The organism is uncultured Aquimarina sp., from assembly GCF_947496855.1.
In the GTDB taxonomy this organism is placed as follows: domain Bacteria; phylum Bacteroidota; class Bacteroidia; order Flavobacteriales; family Flavobacteriaceae; genus Aquimarina.
In genome coordinates this window covers 124,363-144,408 of the sequence record NZ_CANMED010000008.1, presented here as the reverse complement: position 1 = coordinate 144,408, position 20,046 = coordinate 124,363, and the positions used below count along the sequence as shown (strand labels likewise).

Here is a 20,046-nt window from a genome sequence, read left to right as displayed (position 1 = left end):
TCGCAGGTTTTAGAAATATAACGTTGAACTTTTTTTGTGGAATAGATTTTCTATTACATAAAGCGAGTTGAAGATTACTGTATGGGTTTAGGACTCCATTTAAGTAAATTAGGTTTAATTACTAACTGAACCCATCCCCAGTTTTGTAATCCACTTGGATTGGGTTGATTTTTCAGAAACTCCATTCCTTCTCCAGCGAACATTTGAGAATATCCAACTTTTATTGAAGCATAGGGAAGTAATTTTTGTGTAAATACAATATCCATTTCCGTTCCAAGGTATTTGTCAGCTTCTGATCCATCTGTATCATCTATAAGAGTAGCTGCTGATGAGAAATAATGTCCTTTGACAAGAAGACTTGAGGATTTTCCAAGTTTAAAATTCGCTTTGGCATATATATCAGTTAAACCAACAGAGTTTGCATGATTTCCAACATAAAAATAATCCATATATCCGTTAAATTTATGATTGGTTCCATAGAGAGGAAAGAAAGAATAGTTTTTTCCATCTGTTTCGTTCTGATCTGTGCCACTTTGAATTTCAAAACCTCCTCCAATTCCGGTAGATCCTATTTTTCCATTTACTTCTAAACCTACTAAATATGCAGAAAGATCTGTAGAAGGTGTTTCAGGAGGTCCCGCAGGTCCTTCACCAGCTTGCAAGTATGCGTTTAAAGCGAGACCGACTCCTCCAAATTTAAACTTAGAATGTGTACCTATTGTATGAGTGTGATAGAATCCATCTGTGGGAGTTCCATTTATTATATTCTGAAATGTATTATTTAGTGCCAAAAAGCTAAGCGTAGCTTTTTCTGAAGCCTTCCAGGTTAAATGTGCATACTCCATGGCTTTATAACTAAAAAAACCAGTAACATTATAAATAGTACCCGATTGATTATTGGGAAGTGCATCTAGATCATTTTGACTAAATGCAAAACCAAGATCCAATTTGATCTTTTCGTTTCCATATTTTATTAACGCTAGATCGTGAAAACGACCTTGTAATGCCCAGTCTAAACCACCTAAGATTCTCTGATCATCATATGAGATCATTTGTCGACCTACTTTAGTAGACCAACCTTTTCCAAATGCCAAAGAAGCCCAGGCTTCTGCTATTTGTAAATTATTATTAGCATCATTATCCAAAATTTGTCTAGTATCTCCCCATACTCTTACATCCTGAAGACTAAAATGTGCTTTGAACTTTTCTGAAGTGTATCCAAATTTTAATCTGGCTCTCTGTTGTACAAGAGCTGCGGGATCTGCTCCTTGAGGAACTATGTTATTGAACCCATGACGATATTCAAATCGATCTCTAAAATCTAAATCAATACTTAATTCCTGAGCTTTCCCTTTAGATACTAATACTAATAATAATAGTATAGTATAATGTAACTTGTTTTTCATCTCTTAAGTTTTTCATTTGTTGTGTAAGTGTCCTACCTACACTATTGCTATGTTCTTTTCAATCAGTTCTATTAGCTATGTACTAATTGAGTAACAAATCTAAGTATTAATACGTATTTTAAAATGTTTTTTTAAATAAAAATACTTAATTATAATTTTAAGATTATTAATTTTATGGAGCTATTTTTGAATTATTCATATATTTGGTGGATTAACAACTTTAGTGGAGAGATCGGTTTAATTAGGTATTAGGAAATATGGTTAGTATTGTATTGGTTGACGATCATTTTTTAGTAAGAGATGGTATTCGTTCGCTTTTGGAAGATGAAAAAGAATATGAAGTGATTGGGGAAGCATCCAATGGGCGAGAAGCTATTGATGTGATTCAAGTGCTGCAACCCGATATTGTAATTTGTGATATAAGAATGCCAGAAATGTCTGGTATTGAAACAGTAGAGCAGCTTACAGCTTTATCGGTGTCGTCTAAAACCATTATGTTGTCGATGCACGATTCTGATGAATATATTTTGCAATCCATAAATGCAGGAGCTGATGGGTATTTATTGAAGGATGCAGGTAAAGAAGAATTTCTTAAAGCATTGTCAACTGTAAGTAAAGGAAATAAATATTTTAGTGGAGATGTATCTTCTATATTGGTTAAGAATTTGATCAATAAGGGCACAGAGAAGAGGAGTGAAGAAAAAATAGTTAAACAAACTACAGAGAGCAAAAACCTAATTCATAACCCATTTGATCTTACAAAAAGAGAAAATCAAGTACTAAAGTTAGCTGTTTCTGGTATGACTAATAAGGATATTGCAGCAGAATTGAATATTAGTAAGCGAACAACAGAAGTGCATCGATTTAATTTAATGAAGAAAATGGTAGTTAAAAATGTACTGGAACTAAGTAAAAAAGCCAGAAAATATAATATGATTTCCTGACCTTATTATTTTGTGTTTAGTTGTTAGAAATACCTTCGTATAAACCAGTAATTTTATTGAATGACTTGGTCAGCTGGTTAGTAGTAGCAAATATTTCTTGTAATTGAAAGTCTCCATTAAATAGGCCTTTCGGATTGGTTTGAAATTTCTCCCATAAAGCCATAATAGATCCTAATTCTTCCTCGATTTCAGTGCTGTTATAACTACTAATTAATAAATTTCCTATTACAGTATCAAATTCTGTATATACACTATTTAATACTTTTTTATACTCAGTGCTCTCCTGTGTAAACATTGTAGAGGCTGTGTAATATAAACATAGTCTTTGAGAAAGCATTCGTTGCTTTCCTGACACATTTATCGTGTTTACCAATTCCTTGTTTTTGTTTTGGAAAAATTGATTATTATAATTGAAATTATTTTCAATACTGACAACGACATCATTACAGGCTTTTAATAAAGATGTATTCATTTTCATTATTCTTAAGCAATTTTGAGGATTTGGGGTGCTTGTAACAACCTGTTTAAAATCTACCCATAATTCCTCCACTTTCTTTATAGATAACTTAACTGATGAGCTTGATGCATTTTTGGTTAATATTTGCAGTTGTTTTTCAAAAATAAATTTACTAGAATTTAATTCTTTCTTTATCGCTGCATCACTTATTCCTTTTGCAATTAATAAATAAGCTTTAGACATTTTTTGGGATAACATTCGTTGCTTTCCTGATATATTTATTGCTTTTCCATAAGTTATAGCGCCAAAGTTATTTGATTGCGAGGTTACAAGATTATACGTAAAAAGTATGACACAAATAGTTAATAAAATTTTGGTTCTCTTCTTTTTCATAAGTAAGTTTTTACATTATAATTGGATTATTTATTGGGATTGATGGTATTAAATGCCGATCTAATACAGGTTAATTATGAAGAAAATATCTACGTTTATCGGGGTACGTTTTCCAAAATACTTATTTTTTTTCGACAAAACCAAATATTTGATACGTAGTTTTAGAATCTCTTTTAAGGTCTTTTTAGAAGAGTATGGAAAACACATATTAAGAGTACGTTAAAAAAGTTATAATGTTGTTTAACAATTGTTTAAGCTTTTTTTTAACAAACTATTTTGTATATCTCTATTTTCAATAGATTCTTTTATCGATTATCTAATTAGTTACTTCTTAAATTGTTGAATACGTAATTAACTACTTTAGTACGTATTTTTTCGTGTATTATTATTCGTTAATAAGTAATAATACTTAGTTTTGTAATGTTCTATTAGCTAAACTTTCAAAAATTAAATTTATGAAAACAATGAATCTTAAAATATGGATGCTTTTAACCGTAATGATTTTTTCATCTTGCGGAGGAGAGAAGAAAAAAGAACTAGCGTCAAGTGATGCAAGTATAAAAGAAGAAACGTCTAAGCTAACGATAGAAAAACCACAACTAACTTTCGGATTTATAAAGTTAACAGATATGGCTCCTTTAGCAATAGCTAAGGAAAAGGGCTTTTTTGAAGATGAAGGATTGTTCGTTTCAGTAGAGGCGCAGTCAAATTGGAAAAATGTATTAGATCGTGTTATTGATGGGCAGCTGGATGGTTCTCATATGTTAGCAGGACAGCCTATTGCGGCTGGAGCTGGTTTTGGTAGACAAGCAGAATTGGTAACTCCTTTTTCTATGGATTTGAATGGTAATGGCATAACCGTTTCTAATGATGTTTGGTCTAAAATGAAGCCTAACGTTCCAAAAGGAGAAGACGGAAAGCCAATCCATCCTATTTCTGCGGATGCATTGAAGCCAGTTATAGAATCTTATAAAAATGATGGAAAAGCTTTCAAAATGGGTATGGTATTTCCTGTGTCTACACATAACTATGAAATAAGGTATTGGTTAGCTGCAGCAGGGATCAATCCAGGTATGTATTCTAAGAATAATATTCAGGGACAAATTGATGCGGATGTATTGTTGTCAGTAACTCCACCACCACAAATGCCAGCAACGTTAGAATCAGGTACAATTTATGGATACTGTGTAGGTGAGCCTTGGAACCAACAAGCTGTTTTTAAAGGAATAGGTGTTCCTGTAGTTACGAATTATGATATCTGGAAAAATAATCCAGAGAAAGTTTTTGTGATGACTAAGAAATTTGTAGAACAATATCCAAATACAGCTACTGCTGTAACCAAAGCGTTGATTAGAGCAGGTAAATGGTTGGATGCACCTGGTAACCGCCCAGAAGCAGTAAAAATACTATCGATGCCAGAATATGTTGGAGCGGATGAAGTGGTATTGGCTAATTCTATGACAGGGACTTTTGAGTTCGAAAAAGGGGATAAAAGAGAAATGCCTGACTTTAATGTGTTCTACAGGCATGATGCCACCTATCCTTTTTACTCTGATGGTGTATGGTTTCTGACTCAAATGAGACGATGGGGACAAATTCCAGATAGTAAACCTGCAGCGTGGTATGATAAAACGATTAAAGATATCTATCGCCCTGATATTTGGAAAAAAGCAGCTAATTTGTTAGTGGAAGAAGGTCATCTTGAGGCTTCAGAATTACCTGAGACAGATGGTTATAAACCAGCTACTACTGATTTTATTGATGGTAATAAATATGATGCTAAAGATCCGATAGGGTATATCAACAGTTTTGGTATTGGGAATAAAGAGAATGTAGAAGGTGTTTCAAGCATTGAGAAGTAAAAAGAGAATATTCTCTTTTAGTTTACCCTTCAAGTGAATAATGAACAAAATTAATCTAATGTCTCTAGTGTAGAAGCAATATGTTTTAAAATGACGACTGGAGCGGATAAGTTTTTAAAAGAAATAAAATGAAAGATAGGTCTATACATATTCTCAATTTTGTGGGATTAGGTTTTTTTGAACCGGCTATAAGGTTAGCAGCTGGAGAGGAAACAAAGAAGAATTTGATTGCTTTGTTTAAAAAGGTATTACTGCCTGTTTTGGCAGTAGGGTTGTTTTTGATTCTATGGCATGCTGGATCTAGTTATTTGTATAACGTAGAAAAAGATTTTAAAATTGAAACTGCGAGAATAGCATCTGGAAATAGTGGGGTAACTACCGAGTTAGAAAGAATTGAAACAGGAGAATCGTCTATTAATTCTTTACCATCTCCTGTTGCTGTTTTAGGGGCTTTTAAAACATTATTAGCAGATCACAAAGAAATCAATTTAAAAAAAGAAGCTTTTGCTCTCAAAGTAGCACCATTAAATGAAAAGAATTTAGAATTTAATAGAGTTAATGCTGATAAAATTAAAGAAGGAATAGCAGCGAAAAAAAAACCAATAAAATATACAGGAAGACCATCTTTTGTTGATCAGATATTTACTAGTTTAAAAACGGTTTTTGCTGGGTTTTTTCTAGCATTGTTTTTAGCGGTTCCGATAGGTGTTGTATTGGGGTTAAGTAGTACTTTACGATCTTCTTTCAATTGGTTAATCCAAATTTTTAAACCGGTTTCTCCAGTAGTGTGGTTTTTACTAGTATATATGATCGTTAAAACATTTACTTTAGAATATGATGGGGATGTTTCTTTTATTATCTCTTTTATAGCTGTTGGTTTGTGTGCGATGTGGGCAACATTAGTGAATACTACTTTAGGTGTTTCTACAGTTGATAAAGACTATATTAACGTGGCAAAGGTGTTAAATCTTGGGGTAGGTCAGAAAGTGTTTAAAATTATTTTACCATCATCTTTCCCTTTGATTTTTACGGGATTAAGAATTACAGTTTCGGTAGCTTGGATGGTGCTTATCGCAATAGAATTGTTATCGCAAAGCCCTGGGTTAGGGACTTTTGTTTGGGAAGAATTCCAGAACGGAGCAAATGATTCTAATGCAAAAATTATTGCAGCAATGTTTGTAATAGGGGGTATTGGCTTTTTGTTAGATAAATTAATGTTTACAGTACAAAAGTTTGTAACGTTTACTGAAGAAGCAACAACTTAAAATAGAAGATTATGGCATATATAGAATTAAGAAATGTATCCAAATCTTTTGGAACCGGAAAAGATCGTACACAAGTATTATCTAATATTAATTTAGAAATCGAAGAAGGGGAATTTGTTGCTATTGTTGGTTTTACTGGAAGTGGGAAGACTACTTTGATAAATCTTATATCTGGTTTGTTAATGCCTGATGAAGGTCAGGTTTTATTTAAAGGAGAGCGGGTAACAGGACCAAGTCATGAAAGAGGAGTTATTTTTCAGAATTATTCATTACTACCTTGGTTAAATGTTCGCAATAATGTCGGTATGGCAGTGAAAGAGGCGTTTAGAAAAATGTCTAAAAAGGATAGAAATAAACGTGTAGAGGATTATGTAGAGATGGTGAACCTTTCGCCTGCTATTGGTAAATTACCAAAAGAGCTTTCTGGAGGAATGAGACAAAGAGTTTCTGTTACGAGAGCATTGTCTATGAGTCCGGATATGATTTTGATGGATGAGCCTTTAAGCGCTTTAGATGCACTAACTAGAGGTAATTTACAACAAGAAATTCTCAATATTTGGAATAAGGATAAAAAAACAGCTTTGTTGATTACTAATGATGTAGACGAAGGGATCTTAATGGCAGATCGGATTATACCATTAAAACCTGGTCCTAAAGCTACACTTGGACCTGAGTATAAAGTTAATCTGGCGCGCCCCAGAGATAAAGCTGCGCTTAATCATAATGAGGATTATAAGCTACTCCGTAATGGTATTATGGAATATCTTATTCAAATAGGAGAACAAAGAGCTTCTAAAAAAGACAGTAATCACGTGTTACCCGATATTAAACCCATAGTTAAAATACCACCTTTTAGAAGGATAAGTTTTAACTAAAATAGACTAAAATGGAAGGATTAAAAGAATTAGAAGAGGTAAGAAGATCGGATAATGGATTGTTTGAGGATAAATATATGCTGGATATTTCTCAGTTGACTAAAATATATCCAACTCCTAAAGGGGATTATGTAGTTTTAGATGATCTTGATTTAAAAGTAAAACATGAAGAGTTTATCTCTATTATTGGCCACTCTGGTTGTGGTAAATCTACATTACTTACTATGATCGCTGGACTTAATCCTATTTCTAGAGGAACAATTGTAGCTAATAATCAAACAATCAAAGGCCCTGGGCCTGATAGAGGAGTTATATTTCAGTCGCCTAGTTTGTTACCTTGGATGACTGCATATGATAATGTGATGCTGGGTGTTAAACAAGTATTTGGACACGGAACAAAAAAAGATAGAGATGATATTGTAAAATATTATCTATCAAAAGTAGGTTTGGAAGATGCTATGTATAAGAAGGCAAAAGAACTATCTCAAGGAATGCAGCAACGTGTTGGAATTGCTCGGGCATTTGCATTAAAGCCTAAGGTCTTATTGTTAGATGAGCCGTTTGGGATGTTAGATTCTCTTACCAGGGGAGAATTGCAAGATGTGTTGATAGAGGTTTGGAATCAAGAAAAAATTACTGCTATTATGATTACTCATGATGTTGATGAGTCTATTTTTTTAGCAGATCGAGTAATAATGATGACCAGTGGTCCGAGAGCTAAAGTCGGAGATATATTGGAAATTGATTTTGAACGCCCTCGTTTAAGAAAAGATGTTTTAGAACATCCTGACTATTATAAATACAGGGAACATTTGATAAATTTTCTGGAACATTAGGGTTTTTTAAAGAAAAATATTCAATTCTTATTACACCTTATATTGTTGTTTAGGTATAAATGACGATATAAGGTGTTTTTATTTTCAAGTTTATGATAGTAATGCTTAAATAAGATGATATTCTGACTACCAAGCTTACTAAATCTCAAAATTTCACTAATTCAAATTGCAGAAAAAGTAATTTATTTAAATATTTTTTATTAAAACGCAATAATTTGTATTTAACCCCTAATTTTTTAGGGGTCATTTGTATTTTTATATGTTTTATGTATAGATTTGTATAATATTTATAGGGTTATTTTTAATTTTATTATTTTTTTTATTGAAATAACCCTAAAAAAACAGGGGATAGTTGTTTGTGAAGAATTAAAAAAAGGAGTATGAATATAGAAGAGTTGATAATGGTGTCAATTACGGAATTTTTGGATGTTGAGGTGCATAGGGATACGGGAAATCTGGATTTTTCATCCAAAATAGAAATTGTAAAAAAGCGGATTACTAATAAAGTTAAAAATAGTCCGGATGCTTATGGTATGGTAAATGGTTTTGAAGGTTATGAATATGAGATGTTTTTTAGTAGTAACCCTAATGATATGATCAAGATTGATGGATGGATTCCTATTGATACGAGCAGAATTGAAAAAGCTGATAAAATAGATGAATATATTGAAATTGGATTGCTTAGAAGGATAGGAAGCTCTTTAAGCTAACAAACATTAGTTATTGATTTTTAGTTAATAACATGGTTTGTTTAACCAATTTATTTAGTTGATAAAATATGAACCCAAAAATAAAATGAATTATGAAAGTAAATGAATTAATCACCGAAGCTATTACAGAGTTTTTAGAAGTGGAAGTAAATGGAGATACTGGTAACCTGAATTTTGCATCTAAAATCGAAATTGTAAAAAAACGAATCACAAATAAGGTTAAAAATAGTCCAGAGTCATATGGAGTAAATAATAACTCCGATGCGTATGAGTATGAAATGTTTTTTAGTAGTAATCCTAACGATATGATTAAAGTTGATGGATGGTTACCTATTGATACGGGAAAAATTAAAAAAGCGGATAAGATAAAAGAGTATATAGAAATCGGTTTATTGAGAAAAATTGAAAAGGCTGCTTAAGCTGTAACGTTATAGTTCATAAATTTTTCCAAAAAGGAATAAGTTATAAGCTCTGTTTGTGGAATATTGGTATATTTAGTCCAATATTTGCGCAAACAGAGCTTATTTCTTTAGTTATGGTTTTTTAAACTCATTAAAGAACGAATCATACTTTCTAGAAACAAATTACTTATACTCATTTTATGAGACAATATTTACATTGGTATTTATAAAAATATATAGGATTTATTCTAAATAATTTAGTGTTTGAAACCTTAAAGACTAGTAGCTTTAAGTGTTTCTTGTGTTGCCGGTTACGAGAAGTCGTAACCGGCTTTTTTTGTTTATGTAAGTTAATAAAAGTTATAGTCCTATAATCCTACAATCATTTTTTAACTATGGATATTTTATCGAATTCGTAATTCTTTCCAATCTACAAGAGAAAAGGATGTTTAAGTTATGTTTAATACGTATTAATACTTAGTTTTGGGAGTAAACTTGAGTATTTTTAAATTGATATATGACGGCATTTAAATCTTATAAAACTACATGTTCATATTGTGGTGTTGGTTGTGGAATAATAGCTAAAAAAGATGCTAAAGGAGTGATTACTGTAGAGGGAGATCCTGATCATCCTGTGAATAAAGGAATGTTATGTTCTAAAGGGATGAATTTACACCATGTAGTTCAGGATAAGAGTGATAGGGTTTTATACCCAGAGATGAGGTGGAGTAAAGGACATGAACGTCAACGGATATCTTGGGATCAGGCTTTTGACCGTGCAACGGCAGTTTTTAATACCATTATTGATAAATATGGACCGGATAGTGTCGGGTTTTATGTCTCAGGACAATGTCTTACTGAAGAGTATTACCTGGTAAACAAACTGACCAAAGGATTTATTGGTACTAATAATGTAGATACCAACTCTAGATTATGTATGAGTTCTGCAGTTGTGGGATACAAACAAGCGTTAGGAGAAGATAGCGTGCCGATTGCGTATGATGATATAGAATTAGCAGATTGCTTTATGATTGCGGGAGCTAATCCTGCATGGTGTCACCCTATTTTATATAGAAGAATTGAAGCACATAAAGAACAAAATCCAGATACCAAAATCATTGTAGTTGATCCAAGAAAAACGCAATCCTGTGATATTGCAGATTTACATTTACAAATTATACCAGGCACAGATGTGGTATTGTTTAATGCAATTGCTAAGCGACTAATTGATCGAAGAAAAATCGATAAGAGTTTTATAGCAAACCACACAGATAATTATGAATCGTTAAAAGAGTCTTTGCAATCCACTTCATTAACAGAAGCTGCAAAAGTATGTGGAATAACTGTTGCTGATATTAAGAAAGCCGCTTCATATATAAGTAATGCTAAAGGATTTATAACGCTTTGGGCGATGGGGTTAAACCAAAGTTCTATAGGAGTAAACAAAAATAATGCGCTTTTAAATCTATCCTTACTTACGGGGCATATCGGAAAACCTGGATCTGGTCCCTTTTCATTGACAGGACAACCTAATGCGATGGGAGGAAGAGAAGTAGGAGGAATGGCTAACTTACTGGCAGCCCATAAAGATTTAAGTAATAAAGAACATAGAACAGAAGTCGCTAATTTTTGGGGAGGTAAAGAAATCTCTGAGAAACCAGGATTGACAGCTACAGAGATGTTTGAGGCTCTAGAAAGTGGAAAACTAAAAGCAGTATGGATTATTTGTACAAATCCTTTAGTAAGTCTCCCTAATGCTAATAAGGTAGAAAAAGCTTTACAAAATGCCAAGTTTGTTGTGGTCCAGGATATTTCTCATCGTTCCGAGACCTTAGAGTATGCCGATTTAGTTTTGCCTGCTGCTGGTTGGGCAGAAAAAGAAGGTACAATGACTAATAGCGAAAGACGTATTACGTATTTGAATAAGGTGGTTGATCCTCCTGGAGAAGCATTATCTGATTCAGAAATACTTTGGAAATTTGCACAAAGAATGGGATACAGGGGATTTGATTACTCATCTGTAGAAGAGGTGTACAAAGAACATTGTCGATTGACTAAAAATACAAATATTGATATTGCTGGTTTAAATTATGAACGATTAAAAAATGAAGGTAGTTTTCAGTGGCCAGTACCAGAAAGCAATCATTCGGGAACTGCACGCTTATTTGAGGATAAACGTTTTTATACAGATACTGGTAACGCAAAGTTTATAGTTCCAAGGTTTACCAAACCAACTTCAGAATTATTAACAGAGAGGCATCCATTAATTTTAACGACTGGTAGAGTTCGTGATCAATGGCATACCAGAACCAAAACGGGAAAGGTAAATAGGTTATTAACGCATATTCCACATCCTTTCTTAGAAATGAACCAAGTAGATGCTTTTCTCAGAAAGATGAAAGATGGTGATATTGCTGTGGTAGAAAGTAAGCGAGGAAAAGTACAGGTAAAGGTAAAGGTTAGCAATACTATCCGTAAGGGAGTAGTATTCCTGCCAATGCATTGGGGTAAAGTGTTAGGTAATGATTATGGAAGAGCTAATAATCTAACAACTAGTATTGTTGATCCCGTTTCCAAAGAACCTGATTTTAAGTTTTCTGCAGTACAGGTTTCAAAATTTGTAAAAGAAAAACAGAAGATTTGTATCATTGGTGCAGGTACTGCTGCATATCGTTTTATACAAACGTATAGAGAGCATAATATGGAAGATGAGATTACTGTGTTTTCTAAAGAACCGTATCCTTTTTATAACCGTGTTTTACTGCCAGAATATGTGAGTGAAGAACTTACTTGGGAGCAATTACAAAAGATGCGAGAAGGCAGCATGGAATCTCTTAATGTAACCTTGTCTACAAGCAATCCAATTGCTAAGATTAATAGAGAAGAAAAGTATCTTATCGATAGTAAAGGAAAAAAACATCAGTATGATGTGGTGCTAATGGCTACAGGTAGTCGAGCTTTTGTACCAAAAGAGGTGCCGATTCATTTGCCAGGAAGATTTACCATGAGGGACCGTAGTGATGCAGATAAACTAAAGACATATCTCGATGATACCGGTTTGCCCGAAAATAAACAACATGTAACTATTGTAGGAGGTGGATTATTAGGTCTGGAACTGGCAGCAGCACTGCGTAAAAAGGAAGTGAAAATTACCATTATACAGCGAGGAAATCGATTGATGGAACGTCAATTAGACATTGTAGCCAGTCGTTTGTTAGCAGAGGATGTACGCGAAAAAGGAATACAAATCCATTTTGATAATGAAGTGGATACAGTATTTAATCAGGATTCTGGATCATTGTTAGTAAACCTGAAATCAGGAAAATCATTTAGCTGTAATGCCGTTGTTTATTCTATTGGTACCATTCCTAATATTGATTTAGCCAAAGCTGAAAGTGTCAATTGTCGTCGAGGAATTGTAGTAAATCAATATTTACAATCTAGTGATCCAGATATTTTTGCAGTAGGAGAGATTGCTGAATTTGAAGGTAATTTATTCGGAATTACAGCTGCAGCAGAACAACAAGCTGATGTAGTAGCGAAGTATCTTTTAGGAGATTTTAGTGCGATTTATAGAGGTTCTGTATTTATGAATATCCTGAAATTTGAGGATTTGGATTTATGCAGTATTGGTAATATTGATATGCCAAAAGATGATCCCACCTATGAAGAAGTTGTTTTCATGGACGTAGGTAAGAGATTTTATAAGAGATGTATTGTTAAAAACGATTGGTTGGTAGGAGCAATTTTGATGGGTGATAAGAGCGAGTTTGCAGATTTTAAAAGGTTGATCGAGGAGAAAATAGAATTATCAGAAAAAAGAGAAGAATTACTTAGGTCATCACAACCCGATGAACCTGTGCTTGGTAAACTGATTTGTTCTTGCAGTCAGGTGGGTGAGGGTAATCTAGAAGAAGCGATAAAATCTGGCTGTGAAGATTTCTCAGAGTTGTGTGTTAAAACAGGAGCAGGATTAGGTTGTGGTAGTTGTAAGCCCGAAGTAAAAGAAGTATTTAATAAAGTATTGCAATTAGCTTAGGTATGGAAGAATTTATGCATAGAGTAAATATCAAAGGGGGGATTTTATCACCTAGTGAATTGCAACGAATCATTAGGTATGCAGAGGATCTAGGGTTAGAAACTTTCCATTTTGGATCCAGACAGGATATCATATTTCCATCTAAAGATGCTAAGGGGAATTTGGTCACTGAACATGAATCATTCAATACTGACTTTTTTGCTCCGGAGACGGAACAGAATATAAGTTGCTCTTACGTTTCTATAGATATTTTTAATTCTACTGTTTGGTTGCGTGGTACAACATATTTATACATTCTTGAGCAATTTAGGTATAAACCTAAGCTGAAAATTAATATATCAGATCCCCAACAGCAAATGGTGTCATTATTCTCGGGAGATCTTAATTTTATTGCCTCTGCAAATGAAGATTATTGGTACTTATTCTTAAAATTACCAGGCTGGGAAGAAGTGTTTTACCCGGTTTTAATATTTACTTGGGATATCGCAAAAGTAGCTCAGGAAATCGAAAAAATATATCAAAAAGTAAATAATGTTGATGAGCTTTTTCAGTTTCTCAATGAGAGTATTGATACTAATAATCGAGTTGTAGAAAAGCCACTAAGTGTTAGTTTTAAGCCATTTCCGTATTATGAAGGAATGAATAAAATGGGAATCAATCAATATTGGTTAGGACTGTATTGGAGAAATAATCAATATGATCTAAAATTTCTTAAGGCACTTTGTGAGTTTTGTATAGAATATCGAATAGGTAAAATGTGTTTAACCCCTTGGAAATCTTTTATAATAAAAGGAATTCCGAAGGAATGTAAATTACCTCTGGAAAAACTCTTGGGGCAGTTAGGGATTAATGTACGTCATTCTGCATTAGAGTTAAATTGGCATTTGCCGGTAGCTAATCAGAAGGCACTGGATCTGAAAAAATTCTTGGTCATGAATTTTGATCAAAATGATATAAGTACCTATGGTATGACGTTTACCATAAGTATCAATCGCAATCAAAAAAGATATTTCACGTCGGTTGTTATAGAAGAAAACAAAACACCAGAGGCTATAAAAGATTTTGTTATAAGACCCACCTATAATGTTCTGTATGCTCAGAAATTCGACCCTAATACACGAAATTATATTGTATATGCGCAAGATATAGACCAAATGGATTTGCCCGCAATATTATTAGAATTGACAAAAGCTTATTTCCAGAATTTGGGAGAAGGAGACGAAGAAAGTTTTGCAGGAATTCCTGCTAAAAATGAGAAAACGGAGATCGAAGTATTTCAATGTAAGGATTGCCAAACGATATATGATCCATCTATAGGCGATCTTGTATCAGGTATTCCTGCAGGAACTGAGTTTGTAGATTTACCAGAAACCTATCAATGTGCATTATGTGACGCTGGTAAAGATAGTTTTGAGAAGATGATTTTAGAAGTAGTTTAGGGTAGTTTATAACGGTTCAATTATGCCAAATTTCTTTATATCTTCCTCTTAGAATACTATATGATTTTTCCAGTAACTTCTTAGTTTCTCTCCTTAGAAGGAAAGGTTGGGTGAGGATATTTTTATAAAAAAACCACCTGCTTAGCTGGTGATCAGGTTATGGGGCTTTGCCTGTTTTAGACCTGTCAGGTTTTCAAAACCTGACAGGTCTGGCCTAATGTGAACCTAATTTTATATGTTGCTCATTGCCCCTTTTAGGGGCTTTATAAAGTCACCTTCTTAGAAGGTGTGATTTTTACTCTTCTTATTATTATTAGTACTAACGTAGATGACCAAATACTATTGTTTTTTATAAATCAATATTTCAATCTGAAGAATTCCTCGAGGCTCTCCTCTATAGGCGGACACAGTGCCTCGGGGTTTCAGTTTTCTCCCTCTCCTTTTGGGGAGAGGGCTGGGGTGAGGGGAAAATAATAAATTTTGGTTTTTGGTCCTAAGGCCAAAATGAAATCGGCGAAATAGCTCTATGGCTCTGCCTCGAGGATCGTCTATTTCAAGAATTTTTTTACATCCTGATACTGCGCTGTTATATTGAGTGGAGCCGAAATGTTTTTGATTCTAAGTGTTGTAGTTGTAATTACATATAATCAATTTAGCAAGAATACTATATAAGTTTTCAAAAGAGTAACTTCTTAGCTCCTCTCCTTAGAAGGAGAGGTTGGGAGAGGATGTTTTTACAAGAAAATCGAAACTGTTTATTCCTATAACTGGAACCAACGCTGATAACTAAATAACATCATCTATTATGAAAATCCCTGTTTTTAACAACAACATCTTCTTGCACATATAGATCTACAATCGTGCGAACCTGACCAGAAAATTGAGCATGCCTATAGCGTAATTGCAGGCTGTCTTTATTGAGATACGTAATCTGAAAATACTTATAATCTTTTTCTATATTCATCATTTTAGGCAGTTGATCACTTTTTAGTTTGATGAAGTAGTGTCCTTCTTTATTTTGTGTGATTTCCCAAACAGCAATAAGAGATGGGCCGCAATCATGTTGTTCACCATTATTATCCTTCATCGTCATATCGGGATTATAGGTGGTTCTATATGATAAAAAGCAACCTGCCATATTCATTCTGGTACCATCATTATGTCGTTTTGCTATTTTCCAGATTTTACCTGATGTTCCAGCAATAAGCTCAGTAGAATTTTCAGGAATTTGATAAGGTTCTTTATTGCTATTAGAACAAGAGGATGTCAAGATAATGACAAAAGCTAATAAGAATGTTGAATAGTATTTTTTCATAATGTAAAAGTTAATACGTTAAAAAAGCATCAAAAATTGTTCCTGTTTCAATAGTTTGTAATCCTCTCCTTTGAAGGAGAGGTTGGGAGAGGATGTTTGAACACCTGTCCACCTGCTGAAGTAGCTCAGTAGATCTTTTTTATTTCAGATTTTTTTTTTAAAATATAATACAATTCCTGTATTGGATTAAGTATTTGTTTGTGTTTTAGTGCGCTTTTTTTTGATGTTTCATTGTTTTGTGAAATAAAAAAACAAAAAAAGATCAAAAACAGAGGTAACATTTCTCTTTCCCAAGACACGTACAAGTAGGAAAGTAAAATTCACCTCAGAAGTATTCTTAAACACATTAAGAGATTGATGGGTAATCCATTTAAAAAATTAAGTAAGGCAACAATTATTAAATAGTATTTTTTATGAAAAACATTTCATTATTTCTCACACTTTTTTTGATCACAAGTTTGGGATATGCACAGACTGGCGATGACGGTGGAGGCACTACTGCATTTGATTATACAGCAGAGCTTTCCAGAGCAGTTACGATTCCTAACTCTCCAGAAGCAGCTGCTTTTATTAAATATGGGAATGTTCCATTAAACCAATATACAGGTACTCCTAATATTTCGATTCCGATTTGTGAGATCAAAGGGAATAGTATCAGTATGCCGATTAGTATGACCTATGATGCTTCTGGGATTAAGGTAAATCAACTCGCTACTAAGGTTGGTTTAGGGTGGAACCTAAACTATGGTGGGGTAGTTTCTCGTCAGGTACATGGACTTCCTGATCAAGCGGATGGAACCTATGCTAAAATTACCGATCCAGGCACTCGAGCAGGTCTTGATGCGGCATATAATAATGCGCACATGACAGCCTTTTCTACCGTAGAAGCGATGGATGCCGCTGATGCTTTATTAACCAATTATAGTATGAACAATATCGATATCCAGGCAGATACCTTTAGTTTTTCTATTAATGGACTATCGGGAACCATTGGGATCAACTACGATGTGATAGAAAATGGGAAATATCAAATTTTTTGTATTGATAACCCTGAAGTCAAAATCGATTATACCTTGTTAGGGGATCAGATCACCAATTGGATCATTACGGATACCCAGGGAACACGCTATGAGTTTGCTAAAGCAGAATTTACCCATACATCCTATAGCACCCAACAGAATGAGTATACCGCAGAATATATCTCCAGTTGGTATGTTACCAACATAGAAACTGCTGATAAAGAAGATACAATCGTATACTACTACGGTAATGGAGCCTACTATGCAGAGAATCAGCGGTTGCCTTTAGACCATATTGTTCAATTTTATCAAAACGTGAATTCTTCAGTTTTTACACAAGAAATTGTAGAACAACATAAGCAAACAATCTATAAGATCAAACAATTTAACCCAACAGCTATTTTTCATAATGGTACCTTGGCAGTAGATTTTGGAAGTAGTCTGCAGCGAGAAGATTTGCTTGGGCAGTCTGCGATTACCGGTATCAATGCTTACAACACTTTAGGGCAAACTGTAAAAGCCTTCGAATTTGATTATTCATATTTCGTGTCAGAATCCGGTTCTGGGATATATCCAGCAGGTGATAAACGTCTAAAACTAGATGCAATTCGTGACATTGAGGTGTTTCAGAATCAAGGAACTATTAATACATCACCTACAACTCCTAAAGAGAAAACGCATAGTTTTGATTATTTTAACCCGACACAACTTCCTCACATAAGCTCTCATTATATGGATCTTTGGGGATATTATAATGGTGGAGGAGCACATATCACCAATGTGGTGGGGAACAGGTTCCTTTTTAACCAACAATATGGATTGAGCCGATTAGATTATGACTTCCCAGGGTCTGACCGTACATCTAAACCGGAATTTGCCATCAATGGAACGCTACAAAAAATTACCTATCCTACTGGAGGAAGCACGGAATTCTTTTTTAATGGACATAGTGGTCCTTTAGAAGAACAAACCAATACGAATCTACAAAGATACACCACTGCGGTTCAGGGAGGAAGTGACAACCCCATAGCCAGTACCAATGATCTAAACGATTGTCCTAATGTTGATGATGTTTCATATCTAAACAATCTTCAGAATATTGCCAATGGGGAGTTTACCATTGATGCTTTAAATGCAAATAAAGCAATTGCTTTTGATGCCACATTCAATAATTATGATCCCGGCAATCCATTAGCTGATAATGGAGTAACATTTGTTTGTGTGTATAAATCTCGAATAGGAACAGGGCAGTGTGAGACACGTCCTTGTCCTGATCTTGGGTTACAACCTAATGGATGTTCTACAAGCGTATCGGGTGATACCTATACGATTTGTGATGATGGAGAAGCACCACTAACTTATTGCGATATTATGACCAGCAATCCTGCTACCAACCCAAAGATTGTATACTTCAGTACGACTCCTGACAGTGATTTTATTTTACAATTAGAAGAAGGAGATTATCGCATTTTACTAGTCAATGGAAATGCTAATACAGCTTTGAATGTTCAGTATGACTTGTTAGTAGAACAGGAGATAAGCAGAAACAATATGGTAGGAGGTTTACGATTGGTTAAAACAGAAGACAAACCTTCAGAAAATGCTACTGATGTATTGACTAAGTATTATTATTATAATACGTTGCCTGAAAATGGAGCAATTACTCCTGATATCATAGAAGGTAACTATGCTTCTTCCGGAGTGGTGCATCAAAAACTATTCTTTTCTGATGTAGAAATACATAGTGGTCTTGTGCGTGACGGTGTCAATGTACCTGATGTGAATTTGTATAAGTTTTATAGCAATAATTTAGCTCCAAAAGCAAAATACAATATCGCCTATACGAATGTTTCTGAAATACGATTCAAAAATGATCAATATCAAGGACATACTGTCTATAGTTTTTATAATGAGGATGATGGCGTAGCAGTGGCAAACCGCCCTTATTTCCCCAGATACCATCTAAACGGAAGACTGAGAGCCATTATCCATTATAACGATCAAAGAAAAATTGCGCAGCAAAGCTCACAGCTGTACTCACAACAAACCCTGAGTACTACCATGCCACACAACGGAGTCTTTTTGATGCCAGAGGCAGTTGCACACCAGGCCTGTAAGAAAAAAATATACGAAAATGGTACGTATACCATTTCTGTCTCACTTGCTGACCCTATAGTCGGCGGTTGTTTTGGAGGAGGAGAATTAGGGCCATATACCAAGTATTTTGCTAATAAGTACCGCTTAACCCCTGTATGGACACGATTAGAGGCAAAAACAGAAAAACAATTTTTTGAGGATCAGCTCATAGAGCAAAAAACAGAATACTTCTATGATAACGATACTCATAAACAAATGACGCGTACGCAAACCACCAAAAACAATGGGGAAATAGGGATCTCTAAAATGTATTATCCTCAGGATAGAGCAGCGCTCGGTACTTTACCTCTTAATGCCAACAAAGCTATTGATGTAATGATAGATACCCATCGTATTGGAATGCCTTTACAAGTAGAGCAGTACACCAAGCAAGGAACTGAAAACATCCTACTGGCTAAACAAAGAACAGATTATAAATTATGGGGTACCGAAAAACACGTATCTCCAGAATTTGTGTATACCAGTAAAGGAAATGCAACGCTGGAAGAGCGTATGCGATATGTAGATTATGATAATCTAGGACATCCATTAGAAGTTGTACAGACCTTAGGAAGTCCAGTTATATTTATTTGGGGATACAACGATAGATATCCGATTGCTAAAATTGACAACGCTACCTATACAGGAATGCCTACAGAGGTAATCGATTTGATTGATCAGATCAAAACAATCTCTAATGCAGAGGATACTGCTTCTGAAGAGATTACTATGCGATCTAAGTTCGAGGACTTAAGATCCCACACATTCTTTGCCAATGCAGAAATAATTAGTTATACCTATAATCCACAGATTGGTGTGACTAGTATAACAGATCCCAGAGGAGATACGATGTATTATGAATATGATGGTTTTAATCGATTATCAACGGTAAAAGATCAGTATGGTAATTTGATATCAGAAAACGAGTATAACTACAAAAACTAGTAAT

The 20,046-nt window shown here is 34.2% G+C and carries 13 protein-coding genes; 10 read left to right on the top strand and 3 right to left on the bottom strand.

Annotated elements, in window-relative coordinates:
• Positions 1-74: 74 nt before the first annotated feature.
• A complete protein-coding gene (locus tag Q0921_RS22160) occupies positions 75-1,406 on the bottom strand; it encodes an alginate export family protein (RefSeq protein WP_299260875.1) in 1,332 nt (443 codons plus the stop codon).
• Positions 1,407-1,663: 257 nt separating this feature from the next.
• Between Q0921_RS22160 and Q0921_RS22155 the strand changes: the two genes are divergently transcribed.
• Positions 1,664-2,350 carry a response regulator transcription factor gene (locus Q0921_RS22155; RefSeq protein WP_299260873.1) on the top strand — a complete coding sequence of 229 codons (687 nt, stop codon included), beginning with the start codon at positions 1,664-1,666 and terminating at the stop codon, positions 2,348-2,350.
• A 16-nt stretch (positions 2,351-2,366) separates the two neighbouring features.
• Here Q0921_RS22155 and Q0921_RS22150 read toward each other — a convergent pair whose 3' ends face one another.
• Positions 2,367-3,200, bottom strand: coding sequence for a type IV pili methyl-accepting chemotaxis transducer N-terminal domain-containing protein (locus Q0921_RS22150; RefSeq protein WP_299260872.1), 834 nt, complete (start codon positions 3,198-3,200; stop codon positions 2,367-2,369).
• Between the two features lie 455 nt (positions 3,201-3,655).
• Here Q0921_RS22150 and Q0921_RS22145 point away from each other — a divergent pair, with 455 nt between their 5' ends.
• The 8 genes from Q0921_RS22145 to Q0921_RS22110 all read left to right on the top strand — a co-directional run bounded on the left by Q0921_RS22145 (position 3,656) and on the right by Q0921_RS22110 (position 14,627).
• Complete coding sequence (locus tag Q0921_RS22145) at positions 3,656-5,062, top strand: CmpA/NrtA family ABC transporter substrate-binding protein (protein WP_299260870.1); 1,407 nt, start codon at positions 3,656-3,658, stop codon at positions 5,060-5,062.
• A 128-nt stretch (positions 5,063-5,190) separates the two neighbouring features.
• Positions 5,191-6,327, top strand: coding sequence for an ABC transporter permease (locus Q0921_RS22140; protein WP_299260868.1), 1,137 nt, complete (start codon positions 5,191-5,193; stop codon positions 6,325-6,327).
• 11 nt (positions 6,328-6,338) lie between these two features.
• Positions 6,339-7,202, top strand: a complete 864-nt coding sequence (locus Q0921_RS22135; RefSeq protein ID WP_299260866.1) for an ABC transporter ATP-binding protein — start codon at positions 6,339-6,341, stop codon at positions 7,200-7,202.
• An 11-nt stretch (positions 7,203-7,213) separates the two neighbouring features.
• Positions 7,214-8,038 carry an ABC transporter ATP-binding protein gene (locus Q0921_RS22130; RefSeq protein ID WP_299260864.1) on the top strand — a complete coding sequence of 275 codons (825 nt, stop codon included), beginning with the start codon at positions 7,214-7,216 and terminating at the stop codon, positions 8,036-8,038.
• 380 nt (positions 8,039-8,418) lie between these two features.
• Positions 8,419-8,748 carry a hypothetical protein gene (locus Q0921_RS22125; RefSeq protein ID WP_299260862.1) on the top strand — a complete coding sequence of 110 codons (330 nt, stop codon included), beginning with the start codon at positions 8,419-8,421 and terminating at the stop codon, positions 8,746-8,748.
• Positions 8,749-8,840: 92 nt separating this feature from the next.
• The gene (locus Q0921_RS22120) at positions 8,841-9,167 is read left to right on the top strand and encodes a hypothetical protein (RefSeq protein ID WP_299260860.1); all 327 of its coding nucleotides are present in this window, start codon (positions 8,841-8,843) and stop codon (positions 9,165-9,167) included.
• Positions 9,168-9,666: 499 nt separating this feature from the next.
• Positions 9,667-13,188, top strand: a complete 3,522-nt coding sequence (locus tag Q0921_RS22115) for a nitrate reductase (protein ID WP_299260858.1) — start codon at positions 9,667-9,669, stop codon at positions 13,186-13,188.
• A gap of 2 nt (positions 13,189-13,190) precedes the next feature.
• Positions 13,191-14,627 (top strand): rubredoxin, encoded by a 1,437-nt coding sequence (locus Q0921_RS22110; RefSeq protein ID WP_299260856.1) that lies wholly within the window; start codon positions 13,191-13,193, stop codon positions 14,625-14,627.
• Positions 14,628-15,423: 796 nt separating this feature from the next.
• On the opposite strand, the gene Q0921_RS22105 is transcribed toward Q0921_RS22110, so the two are convergent.
• The gene (locus tag Q0921_RS22105) at positions 15,424-15,942 is read right to left on the bottom strand and encodes a lipocalin family protein (protein ID WP_299260854.1); all 519 of its coding nucleotides are present in this window, start codon (positions 15,940-15,942) and stop codon (positions 15,424-15,426) included.
• A 413-nt stretch (positions 15,943-16,355) separates the two neighbouring features.
• On the opposite strand from Q0921_RS22105, the gene Q0921_RS22100 reads away from it, so the two are divergent.
• Positions 16,356-20,042, top strand: a complete 3,687-nt coding sequence (locus Q0921_RS22100; RefSeq protein ID WP_299260852.1) for a hypothetical protein — start codon at positions 16,356-16,358, stop codon at positions 20,040-20,042.
• Positions 20,043-20,046 lie beyond the last annotated feature (4 nt).

Excerpts from the sequence above, each read along its gene's own strand:
- Q0921_RS22160 (WP_299260875.1), bottom strand. The coding sequence starts at position 1,406 with ATGAAAAACAAGTTACATTATACTATACTATTATTATTAGTATTAGTA.
- Q0921_RS22155 (WP_299260873.1), top strand. The coding sequence starts at position 1,664 with ATGGTTAGTATTGTATTGGTTGACGATCATTTTTTAGTAAGAGATGGT.
- Q0921_RS22150 (WP_299260872.1), bottom strand. The coding sequence starts at position 3,200 with ATGAAAAAGAAGAGAACCAAAATTTTATTAACTATTTGTGTCATACTT.
- Q0921_RS22145 (WP_299260870.1), top strand. The coding sequence starts at position 3,656 with ATGAAAACAATGAATCTTAAAATATGGATGCTTTTAACCGTAATGATT.
- Q0921_RS22140 (WP_299260868.1), top strand. The coding sequence starts at position 5,191 with ATGAAAGATAGGTCTATACATATTCTCAATTTTGTGGGATTAGGTTTT.
- Q0921_RS22135 (WP_299260866.1), top strand. The coding sequence starts at position 6,339 with ATGGCATATATAGAATTAAGAAATGTATCCAAATCTTTTGGAACCGGA.
- Q0921_RS22130 (WP_299260864.1), top strand. The coding sequence starts at position 7,214 with ATGGAAGGATTAAAAGAATTAGAAGAGGTAAGAAGATCGGATAATGGA.
- Q0921_RS22125 (WP_299260862.1), top strand. The coding sequence starts at position 8,419 with ATGAATATAGAAGAGTTGATAATGGTGTCAATTACGGAATTTTTGGAT.
- Q0921_RS22120 (WP_299260860.1), top strand. The coding sequence starts at position 8,841 with ATGAAAGTAAATGAATTAATCACCGAAGCTATTACAGAGTTTTTAGAA.
- Q0921_RS22115 (WP_299260858.1), top strand. The coding sequence starts at position 9,667 with ATGACGGCATTTAAATCTTATAAAACTACATGTTCATATTGTGGTGTT.
- Q0921_RS22110 (WP_299260856.1), top strand. The coding sequence starts at position 13,191 with ATGGAAGAATTTATGCATAGAGTAAATATCAAAGGGGGGATTTTATCA.
- Q0921_RS22105 (WP_299260854.1), bottom strand. The coding sequence starts at position 15,942 with ATGAAAAAATACTATTCAACATTCTTATTAGCTTTTGTCATTATCTTG.
- Q0921_RS22100 (WP_299260852.1), top strand. The coding sequence starts at position 16,356 with ATGAAAAACATTTCATTATTTCTCACACTTTTTTTGATCACAAGTTTG.